Below are 25,868 nucleotides of genomic sequence, written 5' to 3' on the forward strand. Positions count from 1 at the left end.
AAGATTTAGTTAACTATTGTGCCCGATGTTTTTTTGCCTTTTTGCTTATAATGATCGTTGCGCTCGCGGTCTTCATCGTCCATATCAACACCTTTTTTAATTTTGCGCCAGTTGGTGTTTTTGCTGTAACGCGCCATTGCCTTTTTAGTATCAAATACGCGTGTATCGCTTGGTATAAAAGTATATGGGTTATAGTCGGGCTTGTTTGTAAAAAAGTCTTGCAATAACGATGCTGTAACATCGTACTGGTTTACATAGGGCACATCCAACACGTTATAAATGGTTTTTAATATCGAACCAAAATTGGCATGGGTATGGCTTACATAGCCTTTTTTAACGTACGGACCAGCCAGCATCAGGATAGAGCGGTGGGCATCTATATGATCTACACCGCCTTGCGGATCATCCTCGGTAATAATTACCAGCATGTTTTTCCAGTATTTGGTGTGCGACAGAAAATCGAGCATGCGGCCCACAGCCAGGTCGTTATCGGCCATGTACGATTGCCTGTACGGGTAACCGTCTTTAGGCCTTACATCGGCTCCGTGGTCGTTAGGTACCTGCATGGTTATCAGCGAAGGCATTTTCTTTTTACCGGTGATCCACATTTTAGTAAACTCGCTTTTAAACTGCTCTACACGGAATTGGTCGGGAATGTTGGTGTTAAAGCCGGCGTAGTTATGGCTGGTACGTGTGTATAAAGCCTTTTGCATAGGCACCATAACAATATGGGCTGCACCGGTGTTGGTATCTTCCCATTCTTCGCGCACGTGAGCGGTTTCGTTAGCCTCGCCAAAATTGTAAAAGTCTACATGCTTGCGCTCAAGCGCTTCCCAAAGGCCACCTGTTTCGGCATAGTCTTCAGGATCCATGCTGCCTGTTGAACCGGGAAAACGGCGGCCGGGGGCGTTTGAAAATAGCTTAGCGGTTTTGCTTACATTGGAGTTGGCTTCCACCCATTCGTTGGGGATAACGCCCATCATCCAATGGTGGCCGTGTATCGATGCATCACTATCGCAATAATAATTATCACTGAAAGCGTACTGTGTAGCAACTTTTATATGGTTTGGCGATACATTTAGGTTAGGAAACTGCATCCGGGTAGCATCGGGCAAAGTATACTCGCAATGCACGCCGAAGCGGGCCAAGGTACTGTCGCCTTTGGCGTTGGGCAACTGGCCTAAAACTTCGTCATAAGTGCGGTTTTCTTTGGTAATGTATACAATGTATTTGATAGGCGTGGGCGATGTGCCTGGTAGTACCGGTAGTGGGTTGTTGGTAGCAACATCAACCGGTTTACTTATAAAAGTATTGCTGAGTACTTGTTGCGTGTACTTAGCCAGCTGCGCATTATCGGGCATGGCAACTTTTTGAAAAGTGCCTAACTGAATATCGCCGATGTAGGTACCTTGCGGCGGGGCAACAAAGCCATGGCCGCCGTTAGGCCCGGCGCCATAACCACGGCACGATGTAATATAAAGTTCTTTTTCATCGGCCGACAACTTCACCCTTGATGTTCCCCAGCCGGTTGGGATAAGCCCTTGGGTGGTTTGGGTGGGGATATTAATTACAGCAACAGCGTTAAAGCCTAAAAGGGCTACGTATAGCGTTTTTTCATCTTTACTTAAGCTGATGCCAAAAGGTAATAGTCCGCGGAATTTATCAATACGGGTATCAACTTTAATGGGGATGTCGCCCAGGAGTTTGTGATTTTTGTAATCGATAATGGTGATGTTATCATTGGTGGCATTGGTAACATAAGCATATTGGCTGCCAACAGCTATTGAATTTGGGCTTGCACCACCGGTTACTTCGGCATCTTCCAGCATTTGGCCAACCTGGTGGCCGGTTTTAAATTTATTAATCACCTTGTTGGTGGTCAGGTCGATAGTGAAAACACTCATGGCCTCGGGTGATGAAGGGCTGCCAACACCGGGGATCTTTCGGCCTTCAACAATAGTTCCCTCGCGTGACTCTTTGGTGTTATCGCCATAAGGATGTCGGGAGATCATGATCGAATCGGCATTTTTAGGGGTAGCACCGGTTATTAACGGGTAGGAATACATACCCACGTTGGCCACAAAGGCAGTTTTTTTATCGGGGCTTAAAGCAAGGCCAAAGGGCTGGCGGCCTACATTGATTGATGCGGTTATTTTTTTTGTTGCCAGGTTAATCCGCACCATGCGGAAGTTTCCCCTATCCAGTACCAATAACTCATTTTTATCGGCATTAAATAACAGGTCGGATGTGAAGCTGTCATCATAATCTTTATTGCCAACACGGCCATTTAATGATAGCGAATCGGTTTTTATGAACTTTTCGGCATCGTAAACTATAACCGCGCCATTATCGCCACCGCTCAGATAAAGCGTTTTTGAATCGGGCGAAAAGGCCACACCCAAAAACGAACCGTTAGATAAAGGGGAAGTTATCTTTTTATCGTATGAGGGTACCCTTAAGCTGCCCATAGTGGCAATATCAATAAGGGTGATAACGCCGTTATGCAGCGTTACCGCCTTTTTGCCATCGGGCGAAATGGATAATCCAAAAGGATCGTGCGTTATGCGGATGGTTTGGCCGGCTGGCGTTATTAACCTGCCACTGGGTAAAACTGAAGTGCCGGCAGTATCTATTTTACAGTATTGATTAATCCCCGGCACCTGTAAAGTGTTTACCTGCTGTTTTTGGGCAAAGGCGTTTGGCATAAGCCCAATGCCGATAGCGAATGATAAAAGAACCTTTTTTTTAACTGGCATAGATAAATTGTTTTTAACCAAACAAAGGCCCCCGTTTGATGAGGGCCTTTGCAAAGTTCAGGTTAATAATTTTTATTTAAGAATGTACATTTTACCGTTAATATCATCGTTGCCGCTATATTGATCGGCTAATGCTTTGTTATAATTAACTGCATTTGAAGTACGCTCGGAACCCGGGTACTGGAAACGCAACGCTATACGACCGCTATTGCCTGTACCCGGACCAGTTGTAAACGTTGGCACACCGGTACGGCGGTAGTTGTAGTAGGCTTCTAAACCTGAGTGGCGGAACAACGCCAGGTATTTTTGCTGTAATATTTTGGTAAGTCCGGCAGCATCGGCGGTATACTTAACGCCTGACTGTGCATAGTAGGTAGCCCAATCAACATTAATAGTATAGTTGTCATAATTTGCCGGGTTTGCAGTACTTGTTGATCCCGGACGGTAGAAAGATGCTGTGAAAGTACCTGTTCCCGTTGGGATGCTGTAATAAGCAAAAGATGCCTGGATACCTTTGATGTAATAATCTTCGGCGTTACCGGTTGCCCAGCCGCGGTTAATCCCTTCGGCAATGTTAAACATTAATTCTGGGTAACCAACCTGGATGCTTGGTTCGCCGGTAAAAGTAGAGTAATAACGTTTACGGTTCAGGAATGAATATTTCTGCAAACCGGCATTATTATACATGTCGCCTAAATCCAATCCTGGGTCGGCACCAATGAACGATGAAAACGCCGTAGGGCTTTGGTGCAGGTTATCAACGTTATAACGGGCAGGTTCGGCGGTTACATAAACGCGCGGGTCTTTTAAATTTGTTAATAAACCAATATAAGTAGCCGAAGTGTTTTGTCTTGATCCGTTTTGACCAAAATTATCAGGTGTTTGCGGATAGTAATTGGTAGGCACTAAAAAAGTGTATTGCATGTTATCCGCAGCGCTGGTCATTACAGGATATTTGGTTGGGTTGCCAACAACTGTAGCAAACTGGCTTGCAACATCAATATCGCCGGCTTTTTTACTTAGTTGTACCAATAACCTTATCCTGAATGAGTTTACTACTTTTTGCCATGCGGCAAGGCTATTGCCCAGGTAAATATCACCAGCAAAAGTGGTGTTGCCTGATGCAATCAGTGCGTTCATATCGGTATTCGCACTTTCTAACCACGCTAATGACTGTGTCATTACGGCCTTTTGCGTATCATAAGCAGGGGTAAGGTTTTTTTCGCCCTGTAAAGCCTGGGTCATCGGGATATCACCTTCTTCCATGCTCATTTTGCTAAAAAGGTAAGCCCTGAAGAATTTGCCCAAAGCGCTGTATGGGTTAACAGCCGGGGCACCGGCTTTAACAGCCTGATCTTCCATTGCTACAACGTTTTTTAGCGTAGTATAGTAATTATCGCCGCTACCAAAATCATAACGGTTGTTACCATAATAATCGTAGTTGTAAATGTAGTACTGGCCGTAAATTTCCTTTGAACCATCCGGAAATTCGGCAATGTTGTTTAATATACCGTTTAAAAGGAGCGAAGCAGGCACCGAGTTGGGTACGTTTTGATTAACCGTTAATTCCTGGAAACTCTTTTTACAGCTGGTTACTGTCAGTATCATGAATACCGGCAGTAAGTAAATTTTAAATATCTTTTTCATATTCATCTGCAGTTTAGAATGATAAATTTAAGTTGAAGCCGTAGCTGCGTACAGTTGGCGATTGCAATACAGTTTGAGCCTGGGCTCCGTTGTATTGGTCAAGATCCACATCCTTAAAGCGTTTGTCTTTGTAGAAATACAACAGGTTGCGACCGTAAAGCGATGCAGAGATCTTCTGGATAAAGCTTTTTTGCAGCCATGCTTTAGGGAAATCGTAGCTAAAAGTTACTTCGCGTAGTTTGGTGAAAGTTTTATCCATCAGGTTTGACTCATCCACGTTGTAATATTTACTCACGTAATCCTGTACCAACGCCTTTTGTTTGTTACCAGAAAACTGTAACGCGCTGTAGTTAAGGATGGCGCCGGTTTTTGAATCAAGGTTGATAGGAACAGGTTTGCCATCGGTACCAAGGTTTGATACATATACACCTGGCCCTACATAGGTACCGTTGTAACCCGCTACACCAAAGTTTTTCCAATCCTGGTAACGTGCATCACCTAAAGCGCCTGTTGCGGTTTCGATATTAGCACCACCACGCATGGTTTTATTGTGCATATAATCAATGATAACACCACCAACACCACCATCAAACTGGAAGCCCATGCTAAAGTTTTTGTAACGGACTTTGTTGGCAATACTCCAGTTGTATTTGGCATTCATGTTGCCCAATACCTGGCCACCTACTGATCTTGGCTTACCGGCTTCGTCATTAATGATCTGGCCTTCTTTAGTTCTTAAAAATTTGCTGCCCCGCAATACATCGGTACGGTCGCCAACTTTGTAATAACCTTGATAGGAACCATCCTGACCCGGAGGCAATTCTTTGTAAACTTCTTTATTGGTTGCAATATTCACCAATACATTCCATGTAAAGCCACCCATGTTTTTAACTGGAGTACCCTCTAATGATCCCTCGTAACCTGAGCGCTTGGTTTTTAAGGTATTTAAATACAGCGTAGTATAACCAGTTGCTGTTGAAATTGAACTTGGGAAAATCCTCGGTCCGTCAATGTATTGGAACGCGCTGGCGCTAAAACCTAAACGGTTTTGCAAGAATTTAATATCAAAACCTTCTTCGTAGTTTACACGGGTAGATGTTTTGATGTTGTTGGCATACAGGTAATCTGTTGCATAGCCTGCTGTTTGGCTGTTGTAAGGCTTGTTGGTTTGGAAAGATGTATTCAATGAATAATCCGGACCGTTATATGGCGAGGTATAAGTAGAGCCATAACCCAGTGGGTTATTAAACAATGAAGCACCTGTACTGCCACCAAAAGCGGTAATAGAGCTGAAAGGGGCGGGGCCAATTGTCGAGCTTGATGCATCAGCCTTAACGTTTGCGTATGATCCGCGCAATTTCAGGAAAGAAATTACACTTGGCAGCGGGATGTAATCTGAAACTACAGTGGCTACCGATACACTTGGATAAGTGTAAGTGGTTGGCACCTGGAATGCGCTGGTATGATCGCTACGGTAAGTTGCCGATAACGTTGCATATTTTCCAAATGACATATCTAACGAAGCGTAGTAACTAAATACACGCTCTGATGATTGGAAACTTGTAGCCTGTATAGGATTTTTTGAGTTGCTGAAAGCGTAAACCTCAGGTACGTTCAAATAATCTGTTGATACCCAGCTTGAATTGTACGACATGGTACGTAAGTTTGAACCTACTAAGCCCGAAAGATTTAAGAAATTCTTAATGGTATAGTTATAGTTCAAAATTAACTCGGTGTTGTTATCAAACAAATCACGGCGATCTTCGCGGTAGTCGCCCTGGTTACCTTCACGGCCATAAGGGTGAGCAGAGAATGGAAGGTCTTCGGTACGTAAAATGTTATACGTATCAATTTGCGAACGTAACCTTAAGTTCAGGTTGTCATTAAATTTGTAAGTACCGCCCAAATAACCGTAAGTGTCATTTTTGTAATGACCACGGGTCCATTTTTGGGTTAACAAATATGGGTTATGGTAGCGTTGGTACTCGGCAAATTGCGATTGAACACCTGTTTTACCTGGCTGCCATATAGCTTTAATGTCAGGTGCGTTAACATCCCAATCGGCACCGGTCCATACAGAGATATTGTAAATGATACTGTTGGGACCGTATTGAACATCAGGGAAATTATCGGTTGATTGCCTGTTGAAGTCGATATTACCTTCAAACGTCAATTTTGGGGTTGGCGTAAAGGAAGCGTATAAGTTGGCATTGGCTATATTCAGATACTGTGAAGGAATATAGCTGGTTTGGTGTTGTTGTGAAACAGAAAAACGAGTTGTGTAGTTATCGCCTACAACGCCTAATGCAACGTTATTATTTGTTTGCGAACCTACTTTTAAAAAGTTTTTCAGGTTATTCTTACCACGGGCTATCCATGGGGTACCCTGGCGTACACCATTAACAATAGGGCTATCGTATTGCGGAATTAACTGGCCGTTAAAATAAGGGCCCCAAACATCATAATCACCATCTACGCCGCCTGGTGCACCACCCTTACCGTCAACAAACTCATAAAAGGTGTTTTCACCTGGCCCGAATGTGTTTTGCGTACGTGGGAAAGCCAAGAAGCCCGAGTTTAATACGGTACTGCTGTTGATATCAACCGTTAAGCCTTTTTTGTTTTTATCGCCTTTTTTGGTGGTGATCAGGATAGCGCCATATTGTGCTCGGCTACCGTAAAGCGCTGCAGCGGCAGGGCCTTTCAATACAGTATAGGTTTCAATATCATCCGGGCTGATATTATAGGTGTCTGTGTTGATAGGGAAACCATCAACAACATATAATGACACCTGGTTACCACGAATTAACACATTAGGATTGCCCAATAGCTCGGCAGACGGGCCTACCGATACACCAGCTACTTTACCAATCAGACCCGCAATAGGGTTAGGGTCGCGGGCTGTAGTCAAGGCATCGCCCTGCACAGTTTGAACGGCATAACCTACGCGCCTGGTTTCTTTTTTTACACCAAGAGCGGTAACAACTACTTCGTTCAAAGTTTTGGAATCGCCGGTAAGACTCACATTTATGATCAGTTTATCGGCAACCACAACAGATTGTGTAGTGTAACCGATAAACGAAAATGATAATGTTTGTCCCTGGCTTGCTGTAATGATGTAACGGCCCTCAATATCGGTAACCGTACCTTTGTTTTGTTCTTTAATGCGTACACTCACGCCGGGTACTGGTAAGTGGTTCTCGTCGGTAACTGTACCGCTTATTTTGCTTTGAGCTAATAATATAGATGGCGCAATACAAAATAACAAAACCGTAATAACGGTTTTTAATCTCTGGTAAAACTTATTCATCTGCTAAAATTTAAGGGTGAAACATTTGCTTTTTTCATACAGCAATGCTAAACTTTGTTTATTATTAGTAAACCAATTTAGTATTAAACTATACTTAAGCTTTTGTTTACCCTGTGTTAAGCAGGTAGTTTTTGTAACGAAAATATCACATACTCTTTATAGAAAATTAACACACCGCCATTAAGGGTTAACCTGTTGTAAATGAGTAAGTGCAATGCCTTTCAAATAGTCGATGTTGTCAACGGGCGTATTCATTTCTTTGGCCATATCGTCCCAGTATCTGAGTCTTACAATCAGTTCAGCGTCAGGGTTTAGTTCGAAGTCGGCGGCCTCATCAGCAGTCATTACGCCGCCCTGGAAATTAAGGGTAGCTTTGCTGGCGTCCGACAATCGGTTATAGTATTCAGGGTATTTAAAGGTGAGGTATCTTTTGGCAATTACGTGTCCTTGTACCAGGGCAGCAACTCTTTCGGAAAAACCACGCTCCAGTAAAAAATCGGCGCCAATTTGTTCATGATCAACATTGCCCATGCCGTCCATACTTTCAGCTTCGCCGGCTTCTGCACATAAATGGCCAATGTCATGAAAAAAAGCGGCCAGTATTACTTCGTCGTCGAATCCCTCGGCTTTAGCCAGGGCAGCAGCCTGCGACATGTGCTCCAGTTGCGAAACGGGTTCGCCTATATAATCTTCGTCGCCATATTTTTCATAAAGAGAAAATACTTCTTTCACCACTGCCTGGGGGTTATATGCAGAATATGTCATGTTGTTAGGTTTTTATTGCAAATTAAGCCGATTGAGGTTACTATATTATTAAATGTTTGTGAAAAATCCCGCTAACCCCCTGAAGGGGGAACATTTTGATTGATACGTTTTTTTATCTGTTTTATGTATAAGATACCAAAAAGTGAACAGTCAAGTTTATTATAATAATGTAGGCAAAGCTCCATGCAATTCAAAAGCTCCCCCTTCAGGGGGTTGGGGGGCTTAACAATTTTTTTTACTTTGCGAGTGTTTACCAATACTAAACAAAATGGAACAAGATATACTGATACAAATCAGTAACCGGATAAAGGAACGCCGACGCGAAAAAAATATCACCGTGCAGGAACTGGCCATACGCGCCAACGTAAGCAAAGGTCTGATATCGCAAATTGAAAATAGCCGTACCATACCATCGCTTATTGTATTAATAGATATTATTAAGGCGCTTGAGATTGATATGAACGATTTTTTTAAAGATATACGGTCGAAAAGTAATTATTTCCCGGTACTTATTAAACGTAAAGACGAGTATGAGCATTTTGAAAAGGAGCATGCATCGGGCTTTCATTACCATAGGATATTTACACAATCCATTGGCCGGTCAACAGTTGATATCGTGGTGCTTGACCTTATGCCCGGTTCATCGCGGCCAATGGTTACCACCGAAGCTTTTGAATACAAGTATATTTTAAGTGGCGATGTGGAGTATCATTTTGACGACTATAAGGTACTGTTAAAACAGGGTGATTCGATGCTGTTTGACGGCCGCTTACTGCACACGCCTAAAAATCCGGGCAGTACAACTGCAAGCATGCTGGTTGTTTATTTTTTTGAGGAAAAGAAGTGAGTTGGTGAGTGGTTGATTAAGTGAGTGGTTGATTGAGTTAATTGGCGGATGTTAACAGTGCGTGCTTTTTTAACCATTCACCTAATCAACTTAATCAACCATTCACCAATCCCAACATTAACCAAACCTTAACATAAACTTAGTTTGTCATTAATGAAATAAGTTTAGTATTGCTAAACATTTGAATTTGTAATTCGATTAATCAATAAGCAGGCATGGTGTTAATAGAACAGTTAAGAGCCAGGGTAGCCAAATGGCCTTATTCGCTGCTATCGGCAGTGGCAGCGGTTTCGGCTTTTGGCTTGTATACCTCTATGTATGCGTTCCGCAAAGCCTTTGCTGCAGGTACTTTTACCGGGCAGCAGTACCTGCATATTGATTATAAGGTTTGGTTGGTTATAGCGCAGGTAGTGGGTTATACTTTCAGTAAATTTTATGGTATCAGGTTTATTGCCGAGGTAAATGCCAAAAACAGGGGCCGGTACATATTAACATTAATTGGTATAGCCTGGGCGGCATTGCTTTGCTTTGCTTTTGTGCCTGCGCCATGGAATATTGTTTTCCTTTTTATTAATGGTTTCCCCCTGGGGTTGATATGGGGACTTGTTTTCGGATACCTTGAAGGCCGTCGGTCTACCGAGTTTATGGCAGCTGTATTATCTATCAGCCTCATATTTGCATCGGGTTTTGTGAAAACGGTGGGGCGTACGCTGCTTACCGTATTTCATGTAAATGAATTTCACATGCCTTTTTTAACGGGAGCTATATTTGTTTTGCCCCTGTTATTGTTTGTTTTTTTTATGGAGTTAATGCCCGCACCCACGCCGGAAGATATCAGCCTGCGGGCCGAGCGCAGCCCTATGAACGCTGCTGAACGTAAAGCTTTTTTGATGCGCTTTTTGCCCGGCATTATCCTCACCATTATCATTTATGTATTGCTGACCATTATGCGCGATGTACGCGATAATTTTGAGGTGGAAATATGGGCCGATCTTGGTATAAAAAGCAACAGTATTTATACAGGAATTGATTCTATAATCTCGGTGATTGTACTTGTAGGTATTAGCTTGCTGATATTGGTAAAAAAGAATTTAAGGGCGTTTAGCATTATTCACCTGTTCATAATAGGCGGATGCGTATTGGTAGGTGGTGCCACTTTACTTTTCTCGCTTAAAATAATCGGCCCCGTAACCTGGATGACCATGGCCGGCCTTGGCCTTTACATGGGCTATGTACCCTATAATGCCATCTTTTTCGATAGGATGATAGCCACCTTTAATTACCGCAGCAATGTAGGCTTCATTATGTACATAGCCGATTCGATGGGCTACCTGGGTAGTGTAAGTATCTTATTTATAAAAGAACTTGGCCGGCCCACCATCAGTTGGGGTGCTTTTTTTAAAGAAGGCGTAATGATAGTGGCTGTAGTAGGCGGCATATGTGGTGTATTATCGCTGTTGTATTTTTTACAAAGCGCCAAATTAAGTCAAAATTCAAAAGTAAAAATTCAAAATGAAAGCGGTGACCTGGTGACAGGACCAATGAACTAATGAACCATTGAACCAATGAACAAAAATGCAATAGTAATAGGCGCGGGCATAGTTGGCCTGGCTACATCGCGGGCACTGGCTTTGCGTGGGTATAAAGTAACTGTATTTGAACGTAATGAGCGCGCGGTTGGCGCATCTATCCGCAATTTTGGGATGATATGGCCCATAGGGCAGGCTACCGGCCCCATGTATGAGCGGGCCATGCTATCGCGCAGCATCTGGAAAACTATTTGCACCGAGGCCAAAATATGGCATGATGAAGTTGGCTCCCTGCACCTGGCTTACCATGATGATGAGCTACAGGTGATACGGGAATACGTAGAAGCCAACCAGGCCCATCGTGATTGCGCATTGATTAGCCCTGGCGAGGCATTTGTAAAATCGCCGGCCATTAATACCAATGGTTTAAAAGGCGCGTTATGGAGCGGCGAAGAAATGATCATCGAATCGCGCGAGGCTGTTGGGCAGGTGGCGGCATACCTGGCCGATAAATATGGCGTTGAATTCCATTGGAATACCGCTATCAGCCGTATTGAGCATCCAAGAGTATATTCGGGAAAAAGTACCTGGGAGGCCGACGAAATTTACGTTTGCAGTGGTGCCGATTTTGAAACGCTTTACCCCGAATTATTTGCTCAAACAGCTATTACCAAATGCAAGCTGCAAATGATGCGGCTGGTGAGCCAGCCTGATGGCTGGCGCATTGGGCCATCGCTTTGTGGTGGGCTATCTATGATCCATTATCCAGGTTTCCAGGTTGCTGCTTCGTTGCCAGCTTTGCGCGCGCGTTACCAGGAACAATATGCTACACATCTGAAATGGGGCATCCATGTAATGGCTTCCCAAAACGGCAGTGGCGAACTAACCATCGGCGATTCGCACGAATACGGCCTGGTACATGATCCATTTGATAAGGCGTTTATTAATGAAATGATAACAGGCTACTTACATACCTTTGCTAATTTTAAGGACTGGCAATTGCTGCAATCATGGCACGGAATACTACCAAAAATGACCAATGGTGCAACCGAACTTATTGTTGATGTGGAGCCGGGCGTAACCATCATTAATGGCCTTGGCGGCAACGGGATGACCCTTTCATTAGGGCTATGCGAGCAGGTCATAGCAGCCAAATCATAGTTTTCTTAAAAAGCTTTCACGTATAACTTACAACCTAATAATCATGCTCGATTCAAGACGGGATTTTCTTAAAAAAGCGGCTTTGCTAACAGGGGCAGCCGGATTAACAAGCATTTTGCCCGAATCTATTCAAAAGGCTATGGCCATTAACCCTGCGCCGGGCAGTACATATCTTGATGCCGAACACATCGTGATCCTGATGCAGGAAAACCGCTCGTTCGATCATACTTACGGTACGCTTAAAGGTGTACGTGGCTACAATGATCCAAGAGCTATTGATTTGCCCAATAACAATAAGGTTTGGCTACAATCAAACCATAAAGGCGAAACTTATGCGCCGTTTCACCTTGATATTAAAAATACAAAAGCCACGTGGATGAGTTCGTTGCCGCATTCCTGGGCCAACCAGGTAAATGCCCGCAACGATGGTAAGTTTGATCAATGGCTGAATGTTAAACGCAACAGTATCAAAGAATATTCGGACATGCCATTAACCATGGGTTTCCACAATCGTGAGGATATTCCTTTTTACTATGCCCTTGCAGATGCTTTTACCGTTTGCGACCAGAATTTTTGTTCGGCCTTAACGGGTACCAATCCCAACAGGCTTTTCTTTTTTACGGGCACCATCCGCGCCCAGCAGCATGAAAATTCCCTGGCGCACGTTTGGAATGATGATATGGATTATGGCACGCTGAACTGGGGCACGTTCCCTGAGCGTTTGGAAGATCGTGACATCTCCTGGAAACATTACCAAAACGAGATTGCCATAGATACTGGTTTGGTTGGCGAGGAAGATCCCTGGTTATCTAACTTCCAGGATAACCCGCTGGAATTTTTTGGGCAGTACAATATTAAATTGTATGAAAGGCACATCACCCATCTGCAAAAGCAATCGACAGATTTACCAGGGGAGATAGATGCGATTGAAAAGCAAATTGCTGCGCTACCAGTGGGCGATGCACATATCGATCACCTTAAGAAACAACTTAAACAAAAGCGCCGGGACCTGGAGAGTGTTAAGAAGGACATGGCCAGCCTTAATCCGGGTAAGTTTGCCACATTATCGCAACGCGAAAAAAACCTTCACCAGAAAGGTTTTGTAACCAATACCAACGATGAGCATTACCGTACACTAAGCCCGTTAAAATATAATGATAATGGAACCGAGCGCGAGGTACTGGTGCCTAAGGGCGATGTATTACACCAGTTTAGGGAAGATGTAAAAGGCGGCCATTTGCCCACTGTTTCGTGGTTATCGGCACCCGAACATTTTTCTGATCATCCCAGCTCGGCCTGGTATGGTGCCTGGTATGTATCCGAAGTGATGGATATATTAACACAAAACCCCGAGGTTTGGAAAAAGACCATTTTTGTTTTGGCTTACGATGAAAATGATGGCTATTTTGACCACGTACCGCCGTTTACGGCCCCGCATCCGCATAAAGCAGGAACAGGAAAGGTATCGGAAGGGATTGATACCAGCGTTGAGTTTGTAACCTACGAACAGGAAAAAGCAAGAAAAAACTTTCCCGAAGTTTTTGATCGCGAAAGCCCTATCGGCCTTGGCTTCCGTGTGCCATTAGTTATCGCATCACCCTGGAGCAGGGGAGGCTGGGTAAATTCGGAGGTTTTTGACCATACATCAACCCTGCAGTTTTTAGAAAAATTCCTGAGTCATAAAACCGGTAAAAAGGTTGTTGAACCCAACATAAGCAACTGGCGCCGCACGGTTTGTGGCGATCTTTCAACCACGTTCCGTCCGTACAATGGCGAAACCATTCCAAATCCTGAATTTGTAGCCAGGGAGGTGTTTTTAGAAGGTATCCATAAAGCGCAATTTAAAAAACTGCCAAATGATTATAAGTTGCTGACTGCCGAAGAGATAGCGCTGATTAACAAAACTCCGCAGGCGTCGCCTTACATGCCGCAGCAGGAAAAAGGTATTAAACCATCATCGGCCCTGCCATACCAGTTATATGCTGATGGAAAATTGAGTGCCGACAAAAAATCATTCGGGATAAAATTTAATGCGAGCAAACAGTTGTTTGGCGATAAAGCTTTGGGTTCGCCGTTCAATGTGTATGCGCCCGGCAAATATGCCAGTTTTAAAGATCCGCAAAAAATGGAGCCTTTGCGTACCTGGGCATACGCGCTAACCGCTGGCGATAACCTTGCAGATATTTGGCCTTTACACGAATTTGAAAATGGCGAGTACCATCTGCGTGTGTACGGACCAAATGGTTTCTATCGCGAATACAAAGGCAACGCGGCCGATCCGCTGCTGGATGTGGCCTGCGATTATCAGCAAGCCAACATCACATTGAAAATAGCCAATTTAAGCCACGATGTGGCTTACAATGTAGAGGTATCTGATCAAGGCTATAAAACCAATAACCATAAAGTTGTAGTAAATAAAAAAGGTCAAAATGTGTTAGTGCTTGATCTGTCCAAAAGCCACGGATGGTATGATTTCAGCGTAAAAGTAACCGGGTCGCACGCTTTCGAAAAAAGATATGCCGGCCGGGTAGAAACCGGTAAACATAGCTTTAGCGACCCATTGATGGGTAAAATGGTTTAAAGATTTCATTTGTACGTTTATTTTTAGCCCGGTAACTTTGTTAAGTTGCCGGGTTTTTTGTTAGCGGGTAACTTAATTTTGGCTACAGTGAGTTTGCCTGAAACAAAAAAGAATTTTTTATTTAAAAATAATCTTGTAATTATGCCTATCCAATTCAGAAACCGTTTTACAGTCCATTTATGCTTCCAGGCGAGGAATATCAAATGTGGCCCGATGGTAAATTGTTAGATTTACTAAGGCTGGATGACCGTGAGGCATTTGAATTGCTGTACAAAAGATATTCGGCCAAGCTATTCCACGCCGCCTACAACCTTTTTCGAGACCGCGATGTTTGCGAGGATCTGGTTCAGGAGTTGTTTATTGCCCTATGGACAAAGCGTCATCAGCTTAACATTACCTCGCTGGAATCATACCTAAAGGTGGCTATCCGTCACCGGGTTATCTACTACATCCGTACCAAAAAGGCCACGCTTGATTTGGAAGTTGTGGAAGAACTGATAGAAAAATATACAGCAGACAGCAAATTATTACAGAGCGACATCAGCCAGCTGCTGGAAAACAATGTGGCCCTGCTACCCGAAAAATGCCGCCAGATTTTTACGCTAAGCCGTAAAGAATACCTCTCCAATAAAGAGATAGCCTCGCGACTAAATATCTCCATAAAAACTGTCGAAAACCAAATAACCATAGCCCTACGCTTTCTGCGCACAGGCTTAACAGATTACCTGCCATCAGTTATTGCCCTGTTAATGGTGTATATGATGCAATAGGGATTATTCATCCGACCGTATTTAAAAACTATTATTTAAATTTGTTAGTACCGATAGCAGCCCGGCTTGTTATCGGTCTCCAGTTACAAACTTTACCGGTTACCTGTTTATAATTCACGTCTGTTAAAAAAACTACAATGAAAAAGGTATCGCTTTTTTTTGTGTTCCCTGCTATTTTAACAGGGATCTGCTTGCTTGCGTTCAAGCTGCATAATTCACCCGGCAAAAAAATTATAAAAAAGAGCTACCCGGTTACCTGTGGATCATTTGCTGCGGATAACATTGATACTGCAGCCGACGGAAAATATATAATAAAACTGCCTGGATGGGGCGATTATAGCTACGCCATATCAACCCATAATGATAGCGCCCAGTTTTACTTTAACCAGGGCTTAACTATGTATTATAGCTACCATATGAAAGAGGCGCTGGCATCATTTAAAGAAGCTGCCCGGTTTGATCCGGCTTCGCCGATGACTTATTGGGGGCAGGCTTTAACTATGGGGCCTTACTATAATGCGGTTCATCTTTATAAAGTGCCGCAGGGCCTGACTGACGTTTTAAAGCAGTTAAATACAACCGCCGGTAACGCGTCTGAGAAAGAAAAAGCGCTTATCAAAGTCATGAATTTAAGATATCCATTGGTGAAAAATCAAACAACGCATGATGAAAACGTTTATGCGCAAGGCATGCGGAAACTGGTATCTGCATATCCCACAGATGTGGATATGAAAATGCTGTACATAGATGCGATGATGCTGATACACCCCTGGGATTTTTGGACCCCTGATGGACTGGCAAAAGAATGGACGCCCGAACTGGTGGATTTATGCAAAGGCGTATTAAAAGTAAAACCTAATAACCCGGCCGCTTTGCATTATTATATTCACCTCACAGAAGCATCCCATAATCCCGAAGTGGCGATTGCCAATGCCGAGGCTTTAAAGCGGATTTTTCCGGCGGTAGCGCATATGGTGCATATGGCCAGCCACGTTTATCAACGCAATGGATTATATTTTCAAGGAGTTGATGTCAACGAAAAGTCGGCTAAAAGTTCGGTGTTGTATGCCTCGATGGTGAAAAATATGCCCTTGGCGAAGTCTGTTCCGCATGTTTACGCCGTCGAGACGTATTGCGCCTTTAGCGGGGGGATGTATGAAAAGGCCATGGAAGTTGCCCAGCGTTGCCGTAACAGCATTAAACCGACCGCAGCAGATAGTTATACCCAATATTTGTACATGATGCCGGTACTTACAATGGTACGCCTGGGTAAATGGAACGAGATATTGAATAATAATAACCCACCGGCTGCGGGTTGGACCTACGCGCAAATACTCCATAGCTTTGCAAAGGGGTTGGCTTTTATTTACACAGGCAAGCCCGATTCGGCAAACAGGCAGCTCCAGTTGATACGCGATAATATTAACGCCCCGGCTTTAAAAATAAGAGACATCCCCTTTAATACACCATTTGAAGGTGCCTCTATAGCCGAAAATATATTGGAAGGTGCGATTTTATTAACACAGAATAAATACGAAAGTGGTATAGCCAGCCTTAATAAAGCTATAGTGGTGGAAGATCACATKATTTACTCCGAGCCCGCCCAATGGCCTATTCCTGCCCGGCAATTTTTGGGTGCATATCTTTTAAAAAACGATGATAATATAAGGGCCGAAGAAGTTTACCGGGCCGACCTGGTGCGCAATCCTGGCAATGGCTGGTCGTTATTGGGGTTGTACCAAAGTATTAAAGCGCAAAATCATAAGCAAAACCTGGCCGAATATAAAGCTGGTTTCCTCAGGTCGTTTTCGCATGCGGATGTTGTGCCAACGGGTTCGGTTTTTATGAATTAAACTGCCGCCAATAACTCCGTTTAAACTGGTTTTTAAGGGGAAAATAAAAGTCCCTAAGCGCTCGCCGCCGGGACTTTAAACCTAAACCTTATCACAAAGAGGCCGACAGGATGTCCGCCCCAAGTAAGACCAGCAAATTGCAAAATTTCTATCGTAATTCCAAATCCGAAAGGTGAAATTCTCTTTCTGTGTTCAATTTGTTTAGACTGCTGCAGTCACTGCGAAATTAAGATGGCCTTGTACCGTCGTTTATAAAATTCAGGGAATTGCGGCGTATAATTGCAACTGTAAGCGGTATTACCGAAATTTATCCAAATAAAGCTCAGTTGTTTTATAATTAAATACACCATGCCCAACGGAGCCTTTAAAATTTATTACTTAAGTGAAGTAGCCGTTACCGTTGAGTTTGGGCAACAAATTGCCGAAAATTTGTTAAACAGGGTTAATGGCTTAAACCGATTGCTGTATCAAAAACCATTTCCCGGTTTTAACACAACGGTGCCGGCTTATGCTACTTTAACTGTTTTTTACGACCCTGTTTTGGTTATCAAATCTGATTTACCGGGGACCGGCTGCTTTGAAAAAGTATCGGCCTACCTGAATGATTTAAACCTTCAAATGTCAACGACTAGGCCAGCCGAAGGGGATATAGTGACTATCGAAGTATGTTACGGTGGCACGTTTGGCTCTGATTTAGCCGAGGTAGCCACTTTTAACAGCTTAACTATCAACGATGTAATTAAGCTGCACAGTGCCGCCTCCTATAAAGTTTATATGATAGGTTTTGTACCAGGTTTTGCTTATTTAGGTGGAATGGATGAACAATTGACAACACCGCGACGGGCAACACCCCGGCCGTTGGTGCCAGCCGGGGCGGTTGGCATAGCCGGGCAGCAAACGGGGGTATACCCACTGGACACCCCTGGCGGCTGGCAAATCATCGGTCAAACACCTTTGAAATTGTTTGACCTGGACCGCAGTCAGCCATCATTATTAAAGCCTGGGGATACGGTTATCTTTAAGCCTATCGATGAAAAAGAGTTTAACAGTTTAGCAGCCAGGTGATTATTATGCAGATCAAAGTATTAAAACCCGGCTTAATGAGCACCATACAGGATATGGGGCGTCACCAATATCTCTCGCAGGCGGTACCTGTATCAGGCGCTCTGGACCTGTTGTCGGCACGTATTGCCAACAAGGCTGTGGGAAACGGCGATAATGCCGCGGTAATTGAATTTACCTATGCTGATGCAGAATTTATTGCCGAAACCGACCTGCTGATTGCTTATGTTGGAGATGGCGCGATATTTCAATCGGGCGAACAAGTATTACCGCCAGAGCGCCCTCTTTTTATCCCATCGGGGACAATCATAAAACTGACAAACAACCCATCGGGCAGCCGCATCTACCTGGCCGTGGCGGGCGGATGGGATGTGCCGGAAATTTTAGGAAGCAAAAGCACCTGTCTGACCGCCGGTTTTGGCGGATTGGAAGGAGGGGGCTTGAAACGTGGTGATACGCTCAAAAATGATGACAAATTAACCACTAATGCGCAAAAAATACTGCAAAATTTCAAACAAAAACTACAAAAAAATGCTACAAATGATACATTTTTTTATCCTGGCTGGAGCATAGCCCGGCAGCGGCTTTTACCGGCCGATCGTAAAACGATAAGGGTGGTACCGGGAAACGAATTTGGGTGGTTTGACGGCCCGAGTGTCGCCGGATTTTTGTCGGCACCGTACATCGTCGGCCGGCAAAGTAACCGCATGGGGTATCATTTGGAAGGGGCGGTTTTAGAGCGTATCAAAAAGGACGAATTATTGAGTACCGCCGTAATGCCGGGCACCATACAGGTTACCGGGGGCGGCAGCATGGTACTTTTAATGGCCGATTGCCAGACAACCGGGGGCTACCCACGCATAGCACAGGTAGCGGCGGTGGATATGCCATTATGCGCCCAGTTTAAACCACGCGACTCCATTTTTTTTAAAGAGATAAGCCGGCGTGAAGCAGAAATGCTGTATATTGAACGTGAACAACAATTGCGACAGCTAACGGTTGCTGTGCAATGCAAATTTTTATAAAATAATACGATGCAAAGCATAGACCTGAACTGCGATATGGGCGAGGCATTTGGCAACTACCCCATGCCTAATGATGATACCCTGATGGACTACATCACATCGGCCAACATAGCCTGCGGATTTCACGCGGGCGACCCCGAAGTAATGCAGCATACCGTTGGCATGGCGGTAAAAAAAGGCGTGGCCATTGGCGCGCACCCCGGCTTGCCCGATTTGCAGGGCTTTGGCAGGCGCGAGATGAAGATATCGGCAAATGAGGCCTACCAGATGACCCTGTACCAGGTTGGCGCCCTATCGGGCTTTGTTAAAGCGGCTTACGGCAAGCTTCGTCACGTAAAGGCGCACGGGGCATTGTACAATATGGCGGCTAAGGATGTTAATTTGGCTAAGGCTATTGCCGAGGCCGTGCACGATTTTGATTCCTCATTGATATTATACGGGCTGGCCAATAGCGAAATGATTACCTGGGCAAAAAAACTGGGCTTGACTACCGCATCCGAAGTATTTGCCGACCGTACTTACCAGGACGACGGCTCGCTTACCCCGCGTACCCAGAGCAACGCGCTGATAACCGACGAGCAGCAATCTATCAGCCAGGTGCTGATGATGGTAAAGCAGCAACAAGTGATATCGGCTAATAATAAAATCATCAGCCTTAAAGCCGAAACACTATGCCTGCACGGCGATGGCGCGCATGCCGTTGAATTTGCCAAAAAGATAAACGAGAAACTGAAAGCCGAAAGCATAAGCATTAAAGCACCGGCGCAATAAATGAAAAAGCAGCGCAATTGGAGTGTGTTAGTGGGCGCCGCCTTCCTGATGGCATCATCAGCTATCGGGCCTGGATTTTTAACGCAAACAGCTGTGTTTACCGCTCAGCTGGGCGCCAGCTTTGGTTTTGTGATATTGCTTTCGGTGGTACTGGATGCTATTGCCCAATTAAACATCTGGCGCATTATTACTGTTGCCGGTAAACCTGCACAGGATATCGCCAACCAGCTTTTACCCGGCCTGGGGTATTTTATTTCGTTGCTGGTGTTTTTGGGTGGTATGGCATTCAATATAGGCAATATTGCGGGGGCCGGACTTGGCCTCAATGTGCTGTTTGACGTAAGCGTTGGGCAGGGGGCGGTTATGAGCGCCATTGTAGCCATCGGCATATTTATATATAAAGAATCGGGTAAGGCGATGGATTTGTTTGCCAAATGCATGGGATGCCTCAAAATAGCGCTGGCCTTATATGTTGCTTACATCAGCAACCCGCCACTGGCCCAGGCGGCCATAAGGGCGGTAAATCCCACGCAGTTTAGCTTTACCGCGGTACTAACTATTGTTGGCGGCACTGTTGGCGGCTACATTACCTTTGCAGGGGCACACCGCTTGCTTGATGCAAAAATCACCGGTCAGCAAAATTTGCCGGTGGTTAACCGGGGGGCCTTAAGCGCCATTGGGTTGGCATCGCTGATGCGGTTATTGTTGTTTATAGCTGCTTTGGGTGTTATAACTGCCGGCGGCAAGCTCGACCCGGCTAATCCGGCGGCCTCTATATTTCAACTCGCTGCGGGGCAGGTTGGTTATAAGCTGTTTGGGGTTATCATYTGGGCGGCCGGGATCTCTTCGGTAGTGGGCTCGGCCTATACTTCGGTTTCGTTTATCAGGAGTTTTAGTCCGCTGATATTGAAATGGAACCGCGAGATTATTATCAGCTTCATTGTGATCTCCTGCTGTATATTTTGGGCGATAGGCAAGCCGGTGAAAATACTATTGGTAGTAGGAGCCATCAACGGTTTTATATTGCCCGTTGCCCTGGGCGTAATGCTGGTTGCGGCTTACCGGTCAAAAATCATCGCAACATACAAACAGCCTTTATGGCTTACCATTTTAGGCGTGCTGGTAGTTGGCACCATGACCTGGATGAGCATTGGGGCGATAGGGCAGATGTTGGGGTGGTGAGTGGTGAGTGGTGAGTTAGATTTCTCCGCTGTCAGATTCTCCGACTTCGGATGATTATGCCAGTAGTCTCCGACTATTGAATGATCGGGGCAAACGCGTCTTATTGGGTTAACATAACTTAACATATTTCAGATAAAAAATTTATAAATATTTGATAATCAATATATTGTATTTTATCATGGTTAACACTAAACTGATGGCGCAATTTGGGCGCTTCCAAATATTGGTGCCTGTTGTTGACCGATACAAGTCCCTTTGGTACCCTGTTGCCCGATTCTCAGGATCATTCGATAGTCTGTGACTATCGAATGATCGGCAAATACATAAAAACCCATCGGGGAAAAGCGGTAATAATCCTGTAGTCAGAGAAACAGGCGTTGTGGTTCGACGTCGGAGAAATCGAACAGCAGGGGTAACAAAAACGATACTTTTCACTTGCAAAAAAGTATCGTTTTTGTTACTTTTGTTTAAGCAAAACAAACCTGAACTATTGAAGTCGAGCGAACTATTAGCAAAACTAAAAAAAGCGGCTGGTACGAAGTTAGGCAAACCGGCAGCCATAAAATACTTGCCCATACCGATTTTATTTACACCATCACATTTCCTTATCATGGTAGTAAAGAAAGGAAAACCGGCACCGCAAACAGTATTTTAAAGCAAGCCGGACTTAAATAGATTAAAAATGAAAAAATTTGATTTTAAAGTAGAGAAAACGAGTGATGGGTACAGTGCTCTTCATGAAATGACAGACGGCAGCATGATATACACCGACGGGGATACGCTGACGGAATTGAAGACTAATATATTAGATGCATTAAACCTTACACTCGATTATAAAAAGAAAAAAGCGGTCGACGAAAGCCACATCAATTTAGTTATCGATCTGGCAAGTTTTTTTGAGTATTATAAAGTCATCAACACCACGCAATTGGCCAGCCGGTTAAAAATAAACCGGTCGTTATTAACGCAGTATATCACTGGTGTAAAAAAGCCTTCGCCTTTGCAAACGCAAAGAATATTAAATGGTGTTAAGAGCCTCGGTAGGGAATTATCGGCCATAGAATTTTCGTGACCTATTGGTTGTGATTTGCTGTCAAGCTTTAAACAACTGATATTTGGTACACCGCCCGCTGTCCGCAGTCTCTTCGAACAGCGGGGGAACACGGCCTTGCTTAGCCAAAATTTGCTAATGACTAAATCAATCGACGATTTGATGTCGCAATTTGCGACTTCAAGTAATAACTACAATTAATAATTATAAAACGTAAAAATCAGCTCTATTATGCCGGAGAAATTAATCATACCTGACGAAATTATAATGAACAAGATCTTTTATATCAGGGATCAAAAAGTTATGCTTGATAGTGATTTAGCGGAATTGTATGGTGTTGAAACAAGACGATTGAATGAGCAGGTCGCCAGGAATATTGATAGATTTCCCGAAGACTTTATGTTTAGGTTAAGCGACAAAGAATTTGAAAGTTTGATGTCGCAAATTGCGACATCAAAACGGGGAGGCAGAAGAAAACTGCCATATGTTTTTACAGAGCATGGTGTGTTAATGCTTTCCGGCGTATTAAACAGCAAACAAGCTATTCAAGTGAATATACAAGTGATGCGCATATTTACACGCGTCCGCCAAATGTTTATGGATAATACCGAGTTGCGCCTCGAAATAGAAAAGATAAAAACCAAACTTGATAACCACGACAAGAATATGGAAGTTGTATTCCGATACCTGGACGAGCTGTTAGAGAAAAAAGAAGAACCAAAACCACGCAAAAGAATAGGGTATAAATCGGATGATCTGTAATTGTTAAAAGCGAAGTGGGGGGGCATTTATTATTCACCACTATAACGATTTAGCCCAACGCCGGGCAAAAGTAAAAGGTATATCCGCCGTCCGATTCTCCGACTTCGGATGATTATGCCGATAGTCTCCGACTATCGAATGATAAGGTGAAACTCGCGCAACACAAAAACGAGGTTGATCCTTTCTGAGCCAACCTCGTTTCTTTATCATTTTTATTGATGCTTATTTCTTTCTTAAATGATCTGGCAGGGGGTGCTTGCGTAAAAATTCTTTGGCTTTTGCAACTTGATCCAAAACAAACGGATCATTGGCATGGCTCCTAACATCATCGCTGACAATGGGCTTACCGTATCCTCTTTCTGTAACTGTTGTTTTTTTTACCGAAGGCATAATAGTTCCTTTCCTTATTCTATAATCAAATTTAATGCTTTATTTCCAGCCTTTACTAAGGCGTTTACTTTTTTTGATGACCTGCTAACTTACTACGATGGGTACTTTGCAGTTTGAAACAGGGCGTATACTCGGCACGCGGGCCACAAGCCGGGGGACGTTTGGCTCGGCGGGGGCGTTATTGCTTCACGGCCGCGCATCATGTATGTAGAATTTACAACACATTCGCTTGAACGCAGGCTACGACTCACCCGGCCGACGCTGCGCTGGGCCACCCTCTCTTCACCTGCGGTGGAAAGAGGGTTTTGTACGTAATTGTTTTATAATCAGTTATTTAAAAATAGAGCCTTCCAAGCCCCCCTTTCCGGCGAAGCCGAAGAGAGGGTGGCGGGCGCAGCCTCGCCGGGTGAGTCTTCGCCGTCACGCGATATGGATCATCGTCCCTTCATTGGAAGCATAAAAACATTGGTAAACCAAATTTAAACAGCCTCTAATAATCCTGTAGTCAGAGAAGCAGGCGTAATTGTTCGAAGTCCAGAGAATCGAACAGCGGGGGTGTTAAGTCAACGGTACTAAGTCGTAAGTCAACAATGTTTTTTTGGCTTAGAACTTAAGATTTTGGGCTAAAGGCTACCCGTCAATGGGTAACTAACCTACTATTTACCATTATTTACAAAGTTTACTTTTTTATTTACAATCCAAATTCGTCGCGCCGAAAAGTATCAAAGTAGGTTTGCTAAATCAATTTTAACAAGATATGAAAAGTAAAAGAAATGTTTTGTACAGCCTGGCTATTATGCTGGTTGGCGTAATTTATTTTCCCGTACAGGCTCAACAAAAAAATGGCACTCACCGCGCTGATTTTTCTGGCGAATGGAAATCCAAAGAGTCGATAAGTATGGGCGGAAATATTGTTTGCACATATGATGAGGGTGATCGTATGCTATCTAAAACAATGAAAATAACAGCACAGGCAGATTTTATGACCATAGAGGTGCCAAACCCCTCTTCTGGCGCAGCGCCTGTTACAAGCCAGGAGAAACTGGCCTTCGACGGTAAAGCAAGCGAAATTAATCATGGCCGGGGAAGAGGAAAAAAGGTTACCGTAAAGTTGTCGGCCGATGGACAAACTATGACTGTTAACTCAGTTGTACACCTGATGATTGATCAAAAACAAGTATTTGTTAACGTAACAGAGATTTGGAAGTTGAGCAATGATGGCAAGTCGATTTCTGTTCAGGCCAATGCAAAATCAACCATATTCGACAGCGGGCGTTCCTGGAAGACTGTATTCGAAAAAGCCGGTTAGTATTCAAAAACTCCGCTGCCCGACATTCGAACAGGCAATTGGTATAACCCCGGCGTATCCGCTGTCCGAAGTCTCTGACTTCGGACGATTATGCCGATAGTCTCCGACTATCGAATGATAAGGGTTATGGATCAGCAATTGCTAAATGAATACATTAAAACTATCGGCGGTAATAATCCTGTAGTCGGAGACTACAGGCATAGTGGTTCGAAGTCAGGAGACTTCGAACAGCGGGGGTTAACTATCCCCGGCATTGGCACCACAAAATAAACTCCGCTATCCGATTCTCCGACTTCGGATGACTATACCAATAGTCTGCGACTATTGAATGATAAGGTGATGGATGGCAATTGCTCAAATGGACTAATAAATATATTGGCAAAGGCGGCAATAATCCTGTAGTCGGAGACTACAGGCATAATGGTTCGAAGTCTGGAGACTTCGAACAGCGGGGGACGCTTGCGGCAGCGAGGGCGGTTAAAAACTATCCGGTAATAACAATTAAATATTTAATTCGGTGTACATTTCTAATATTATTGTTTACCAACGATAGGATGCCATTTCTCCCTGAAAAAGCTTTCGAGATGCGGCGCTATAACATCATAATTATCGATATCGAGCCTTAATGCTTTGACGCGGAAGCTTTGGCCGTGAAGAACCTTTCGGATTTTTAATTTCATTGCGAACGTGGTTTTCTCCCGCTCCTTTAGAATATGTTCTGAAATACGCTTGCCTACGTTTCTGCTCTTGCCGATATACAACGGAACCCATTCGGACAATGCCCCATCCTTTTTATGCGCCTTGATCCTTACCTGTTTAATACCCGGAACCCATGCTAACGGTTCTTGTGCGTTTAACCAGATAGCGGTAAATTCATCCAACCACTCGTCGCAGTTTTTCGCCGAAAAGTCTGCTCTGATTTCAAACAAGTAAATGCCTGGGTAATGGTGTTTCTCTTCAGGTACCGCACCCATCAATTCGTTTAATTTAAATAAAGCAACCTCCGTAAAGACCAAAGTTTCTGCAAGCAGGGCAAGCCTTTCCAACTCTAAGCTGATACGTTGATCTATTTGTGCTAAAATGCTATCGGTCATATA

Annotated in this window: 20 protein-coding genes; 14 read left to right on the top strand and 6 right to left on the bottom strand. The window is 44.0% G+C overall.

Translation table 11 applies throughout. The annotated features are described in order from the left end of the window. Positions 1–5: 5 nt before the first annotated feature. The 4 genes from AC1DV1_RS13370 to AC1DV1_RS13385 form a co-directional block, all read right to left on the bottom strand. The gene (locus AC1DV1_RS13370; protein ID WP_477359914.1) at positions 6–2,756 is read right to left on the bottom strand and encodes a bifunctional YncE family protein/alkaline phosphatase family protein; all 2,751 of its coding nucleotides are present in this window, start codon (positions 2,754–2,756) and stop codon (positions 6–8) included. A 72-nt stretch (positions 2,757–2,828) separates the two neighbouring features. Continuing rightward, entirely contained in the window at positions 2,829–4,403 is a 1,575-nt protein-coding gene (locus AC1DV1_RS13375; RefSeq protein WP_477359916.1) for a SusD/RagB family nutrient-binding outer membrane lipoprotein, read from the bottom strand. A 13-nt stretch (positions 4,404–4,416) separates the two neighbouring features. Continuing rightward, on the bottom strand, positions 4,417–7,713 hold the full coding sequence (locus tag AC1DV1_RS13380; protein WP_477359919.1) for a SusC/RagA family TonB-linked outer membrane protein: 3,297 nt from the start codon (positions 7,711–7,713) through the stop codon (positions 4,417–4,419). Between the two features lie 180 nt (positions 7,714–7,893). After that, complete coding sequence (locus AC1DV1_RS13385; protein ID WP_477359921.1) at positions 7,894–8,478, bottom strand: phosphonate degradation HD-domain oxygenase; 585 nt, start codon at positions 8,476–8,478, stop codon at positions 7,894–7,896. A gap of 268 nt (positions 8,479–8,746) precedes the next feature. Between AC1DV1_RS13385 and AC1DV1_RS13390 the strand changes: the two genes are divergently transcribed. The 13 genes from AC1DV1_RS13390 (at position 8,747) to AC1DV1_RS13450 (ending at position 23,072) form a co-directional block, all read left to right on the top strand. Beyond that, a complete protein-coding gene (locus AC1DV1_RS13390) occupies positions 8,747–9,325 on the top strand; it encodes a helix-turn-helix domain-containing protein (protein ID WP_477359923.1) in 579 nt (192 codons plus the stop codon). Positions 9,326–9,540: 215 nt separating this feature from the next. After that, positions 9,541–10,875, top strand: a complete 1,335-nt coding sequence (locus tag AC1DV1_RS13395) for a DUF5690 family protein (RefSeq protein ID WP_477359925.1) — start codon at positions 9,541–9,543, stop codon at positions 10,873–10,875. Positions 10,876–10,890: 15 nt separating this feature from the next. Continuing rightward, positions 10,891–12,015, top strand: a complete 1,125-nt coding sequence (locus tag AC1DV1_RS13400; protein ID WP_477359927.1) for a TIGR03364 family FAD-dependent oxidoreductase — start codon at positions 10,891–10,893, stop codon at positions 12,013–12,015. A 43-nt stretch (positions 12,016–12,058) separates the two neighbouring features. Continuing rightward, the gene (locus AC1DV1_RS13405) at positions 12,059–14,596 is read left to right on the top strand and encodes a phosphocholine-specific phospholipase C (protein WP_477359929.1); all 2,538 of its coding nucleotides are present in this window, start codon (positions 12,059–12,061) and stop codon (positions 14,594–14,596) included. A 179-nt stretch (positions 14,597–14,775) separates the two neighbouring features. Continuing rightward, a complete protein-coding gene (locus AC1DV1_RS13410; RefSeq protein WP_477359931.1) occupies positions 14,776–15,366 on the top strand; it encodes an RNA polymerase sigma-70 factor in 591 nt (196 codons plus the stop codon). 137 nt (positions 15,367–15,503) lie between these two features. After that, positions 15,504–17,219 (top strand): tetratricopeptide repeat protein, encoded by a 1,716-nt coding sequence (locus tag AC1DV1_RS13415; protein ID WP_477359933.1) that lies wholly within the window; start codon positions 15,504–15,506, stop codon positions 17,217–17,219. A gap of 348 nt (positions 17,220–17,567) precedes the next feature. Next, positions 17,568–18,284 carry a 5-oxoprolinase subunit PxpB gene (pxpB, locus tag AC1DV1_RS13420; RefSeq protein WP_477359935.1) on the top strand — a complete coding sequence of 239 codons (717 nt, stop codon included), beginning with the start codon at positions 17,568–17,570 and terminating at the stop codon, positions 18,282–18,284. Positions 18,285–18,289: 5 nt separating this feature from the next. Then, positions 18,290–19,306 (top strand): 5-oxoprolinase subunit C family protein, encoded by a 1,017-nt coding sequence (locus AC1DV1_RS13425; protein WP_477359937.1) that lies wholly within the window; start codon positions 18,290–18,292, stop codon positions 19,304–19,306. A gap of 9 nt (positions 19,307–19,315) precedes the next feature. Continuing rightward, the gene (locus AC1DV1_RS13430) at positions 19,316–20,077 is read left to right on the top strand and encodes a LamB/YcsF family protein (protein WP_477359939.1); all 762 of its coding nucleotides are present in this window, start codon (positions 19,316–19,318) and stop codon (positions 20,075–20,077) included. Further along, positions 20,078–21,259: an NRAMP family divalent metal transporter gene (locus AC1DV1_RS13435; protein ID WP_477359941.1), complete on the top strand. Its 1,182-nt coding sequence runs from the start codon at positions 20,078–20,080 to the stop codon at positions 21,257–21,259. A 507-nt stretch (positions 21,260–21,766) separates the two neighbouring features. Then, positions 21,767–21,934 carry a type II toxin-antitoxin system HicA family toxin gene (locus AC1DV1_RS13440; protein ID WP_477359993.1) on the top strand — a complete coding sequence of 56 codons (168 nt, stop codon included), beginning with the start codon at positions 21,767–21,769 and terminating at the stop codon, positions 21,932–21,934. A gap of 7 nt (positions 21,935–21,941) precedes the next feature. Further along, the gene (locus tag AC1DV1_RS13445; RefSeq protein WP_477359943.1) at positions 21,942–22,331 is read left to right on the top strand and encodes a hypothetical protein; all 390 of its coding nucleotides are present in this window, start codon (positions 21,942–21,944) and stop codon (positions 22,329–22,331) included. 246 nt (positions 22,332–22,577) lie between these two features. Beyond that, on the top strand, positions 22,578–23,072 hold the full coding sequence (locus AC1DV1_RS13450) for an ORF6N domain-containing protein (protein WP_477359945.1): 495 nt from the start codon (positions 22,578–22,580) through the stop codon (positions 23,070–23,072). Between the two features lie 222 nt (positions 23,073–23,294). On the opposite strand, the gene AC1DV1_RS13455 is transcribed toward AC1DV1_RS13450, so the two are convergent. Then, positions 23,295–23,462 carry a hypothetical protein gene (locus AC1DV1_RS13455; RefSeq protein ID WP_477359947.1) on the bottom strand — a complete coding sequence of 56 codons (168 nt, stop codon included), beginning with the start codon at positions 23,460–23,462 and terminating at the stop codon, positions 23,295–23,297. 757 nt (positions 23,463–24,219) lie between these two features. Between AC1DV1_RS13455 and AC1DV1_RS13460 the strand changes: the two genes are divergently transcribed. Further along, on the top strand, positions 24,220–24,771 hold the full coding sequence (locus tag AC1DV1_RS13460) for a hypothetical protein (protein ID WP_477359949.1): 552 nt from the start codon (positions 24,220–24,222) through the stop codon (positions 24,769–24,771). Positions 24,772–25,304: 533 nt separating this feature from the next. Here the strand turns inward: AC1DV1_RS13460 and AC1DV1_RS13465 are convergent. Beyond that, entirely contained in the window at positions 25,305–25,865 is a 561-nt protein-coding gene (locus AC1DV1_RS13465; protein ID WP_477359951.1) for a GIY-YIG nuclease family protein, read from the bottom strand. Positions 25,866–25,868: the final 3 nt, after the last annotated feature.

The sequence above is a fragment of the Mucilaginibacter sp. P4_D1 genome, assembly GCF_056401935.1.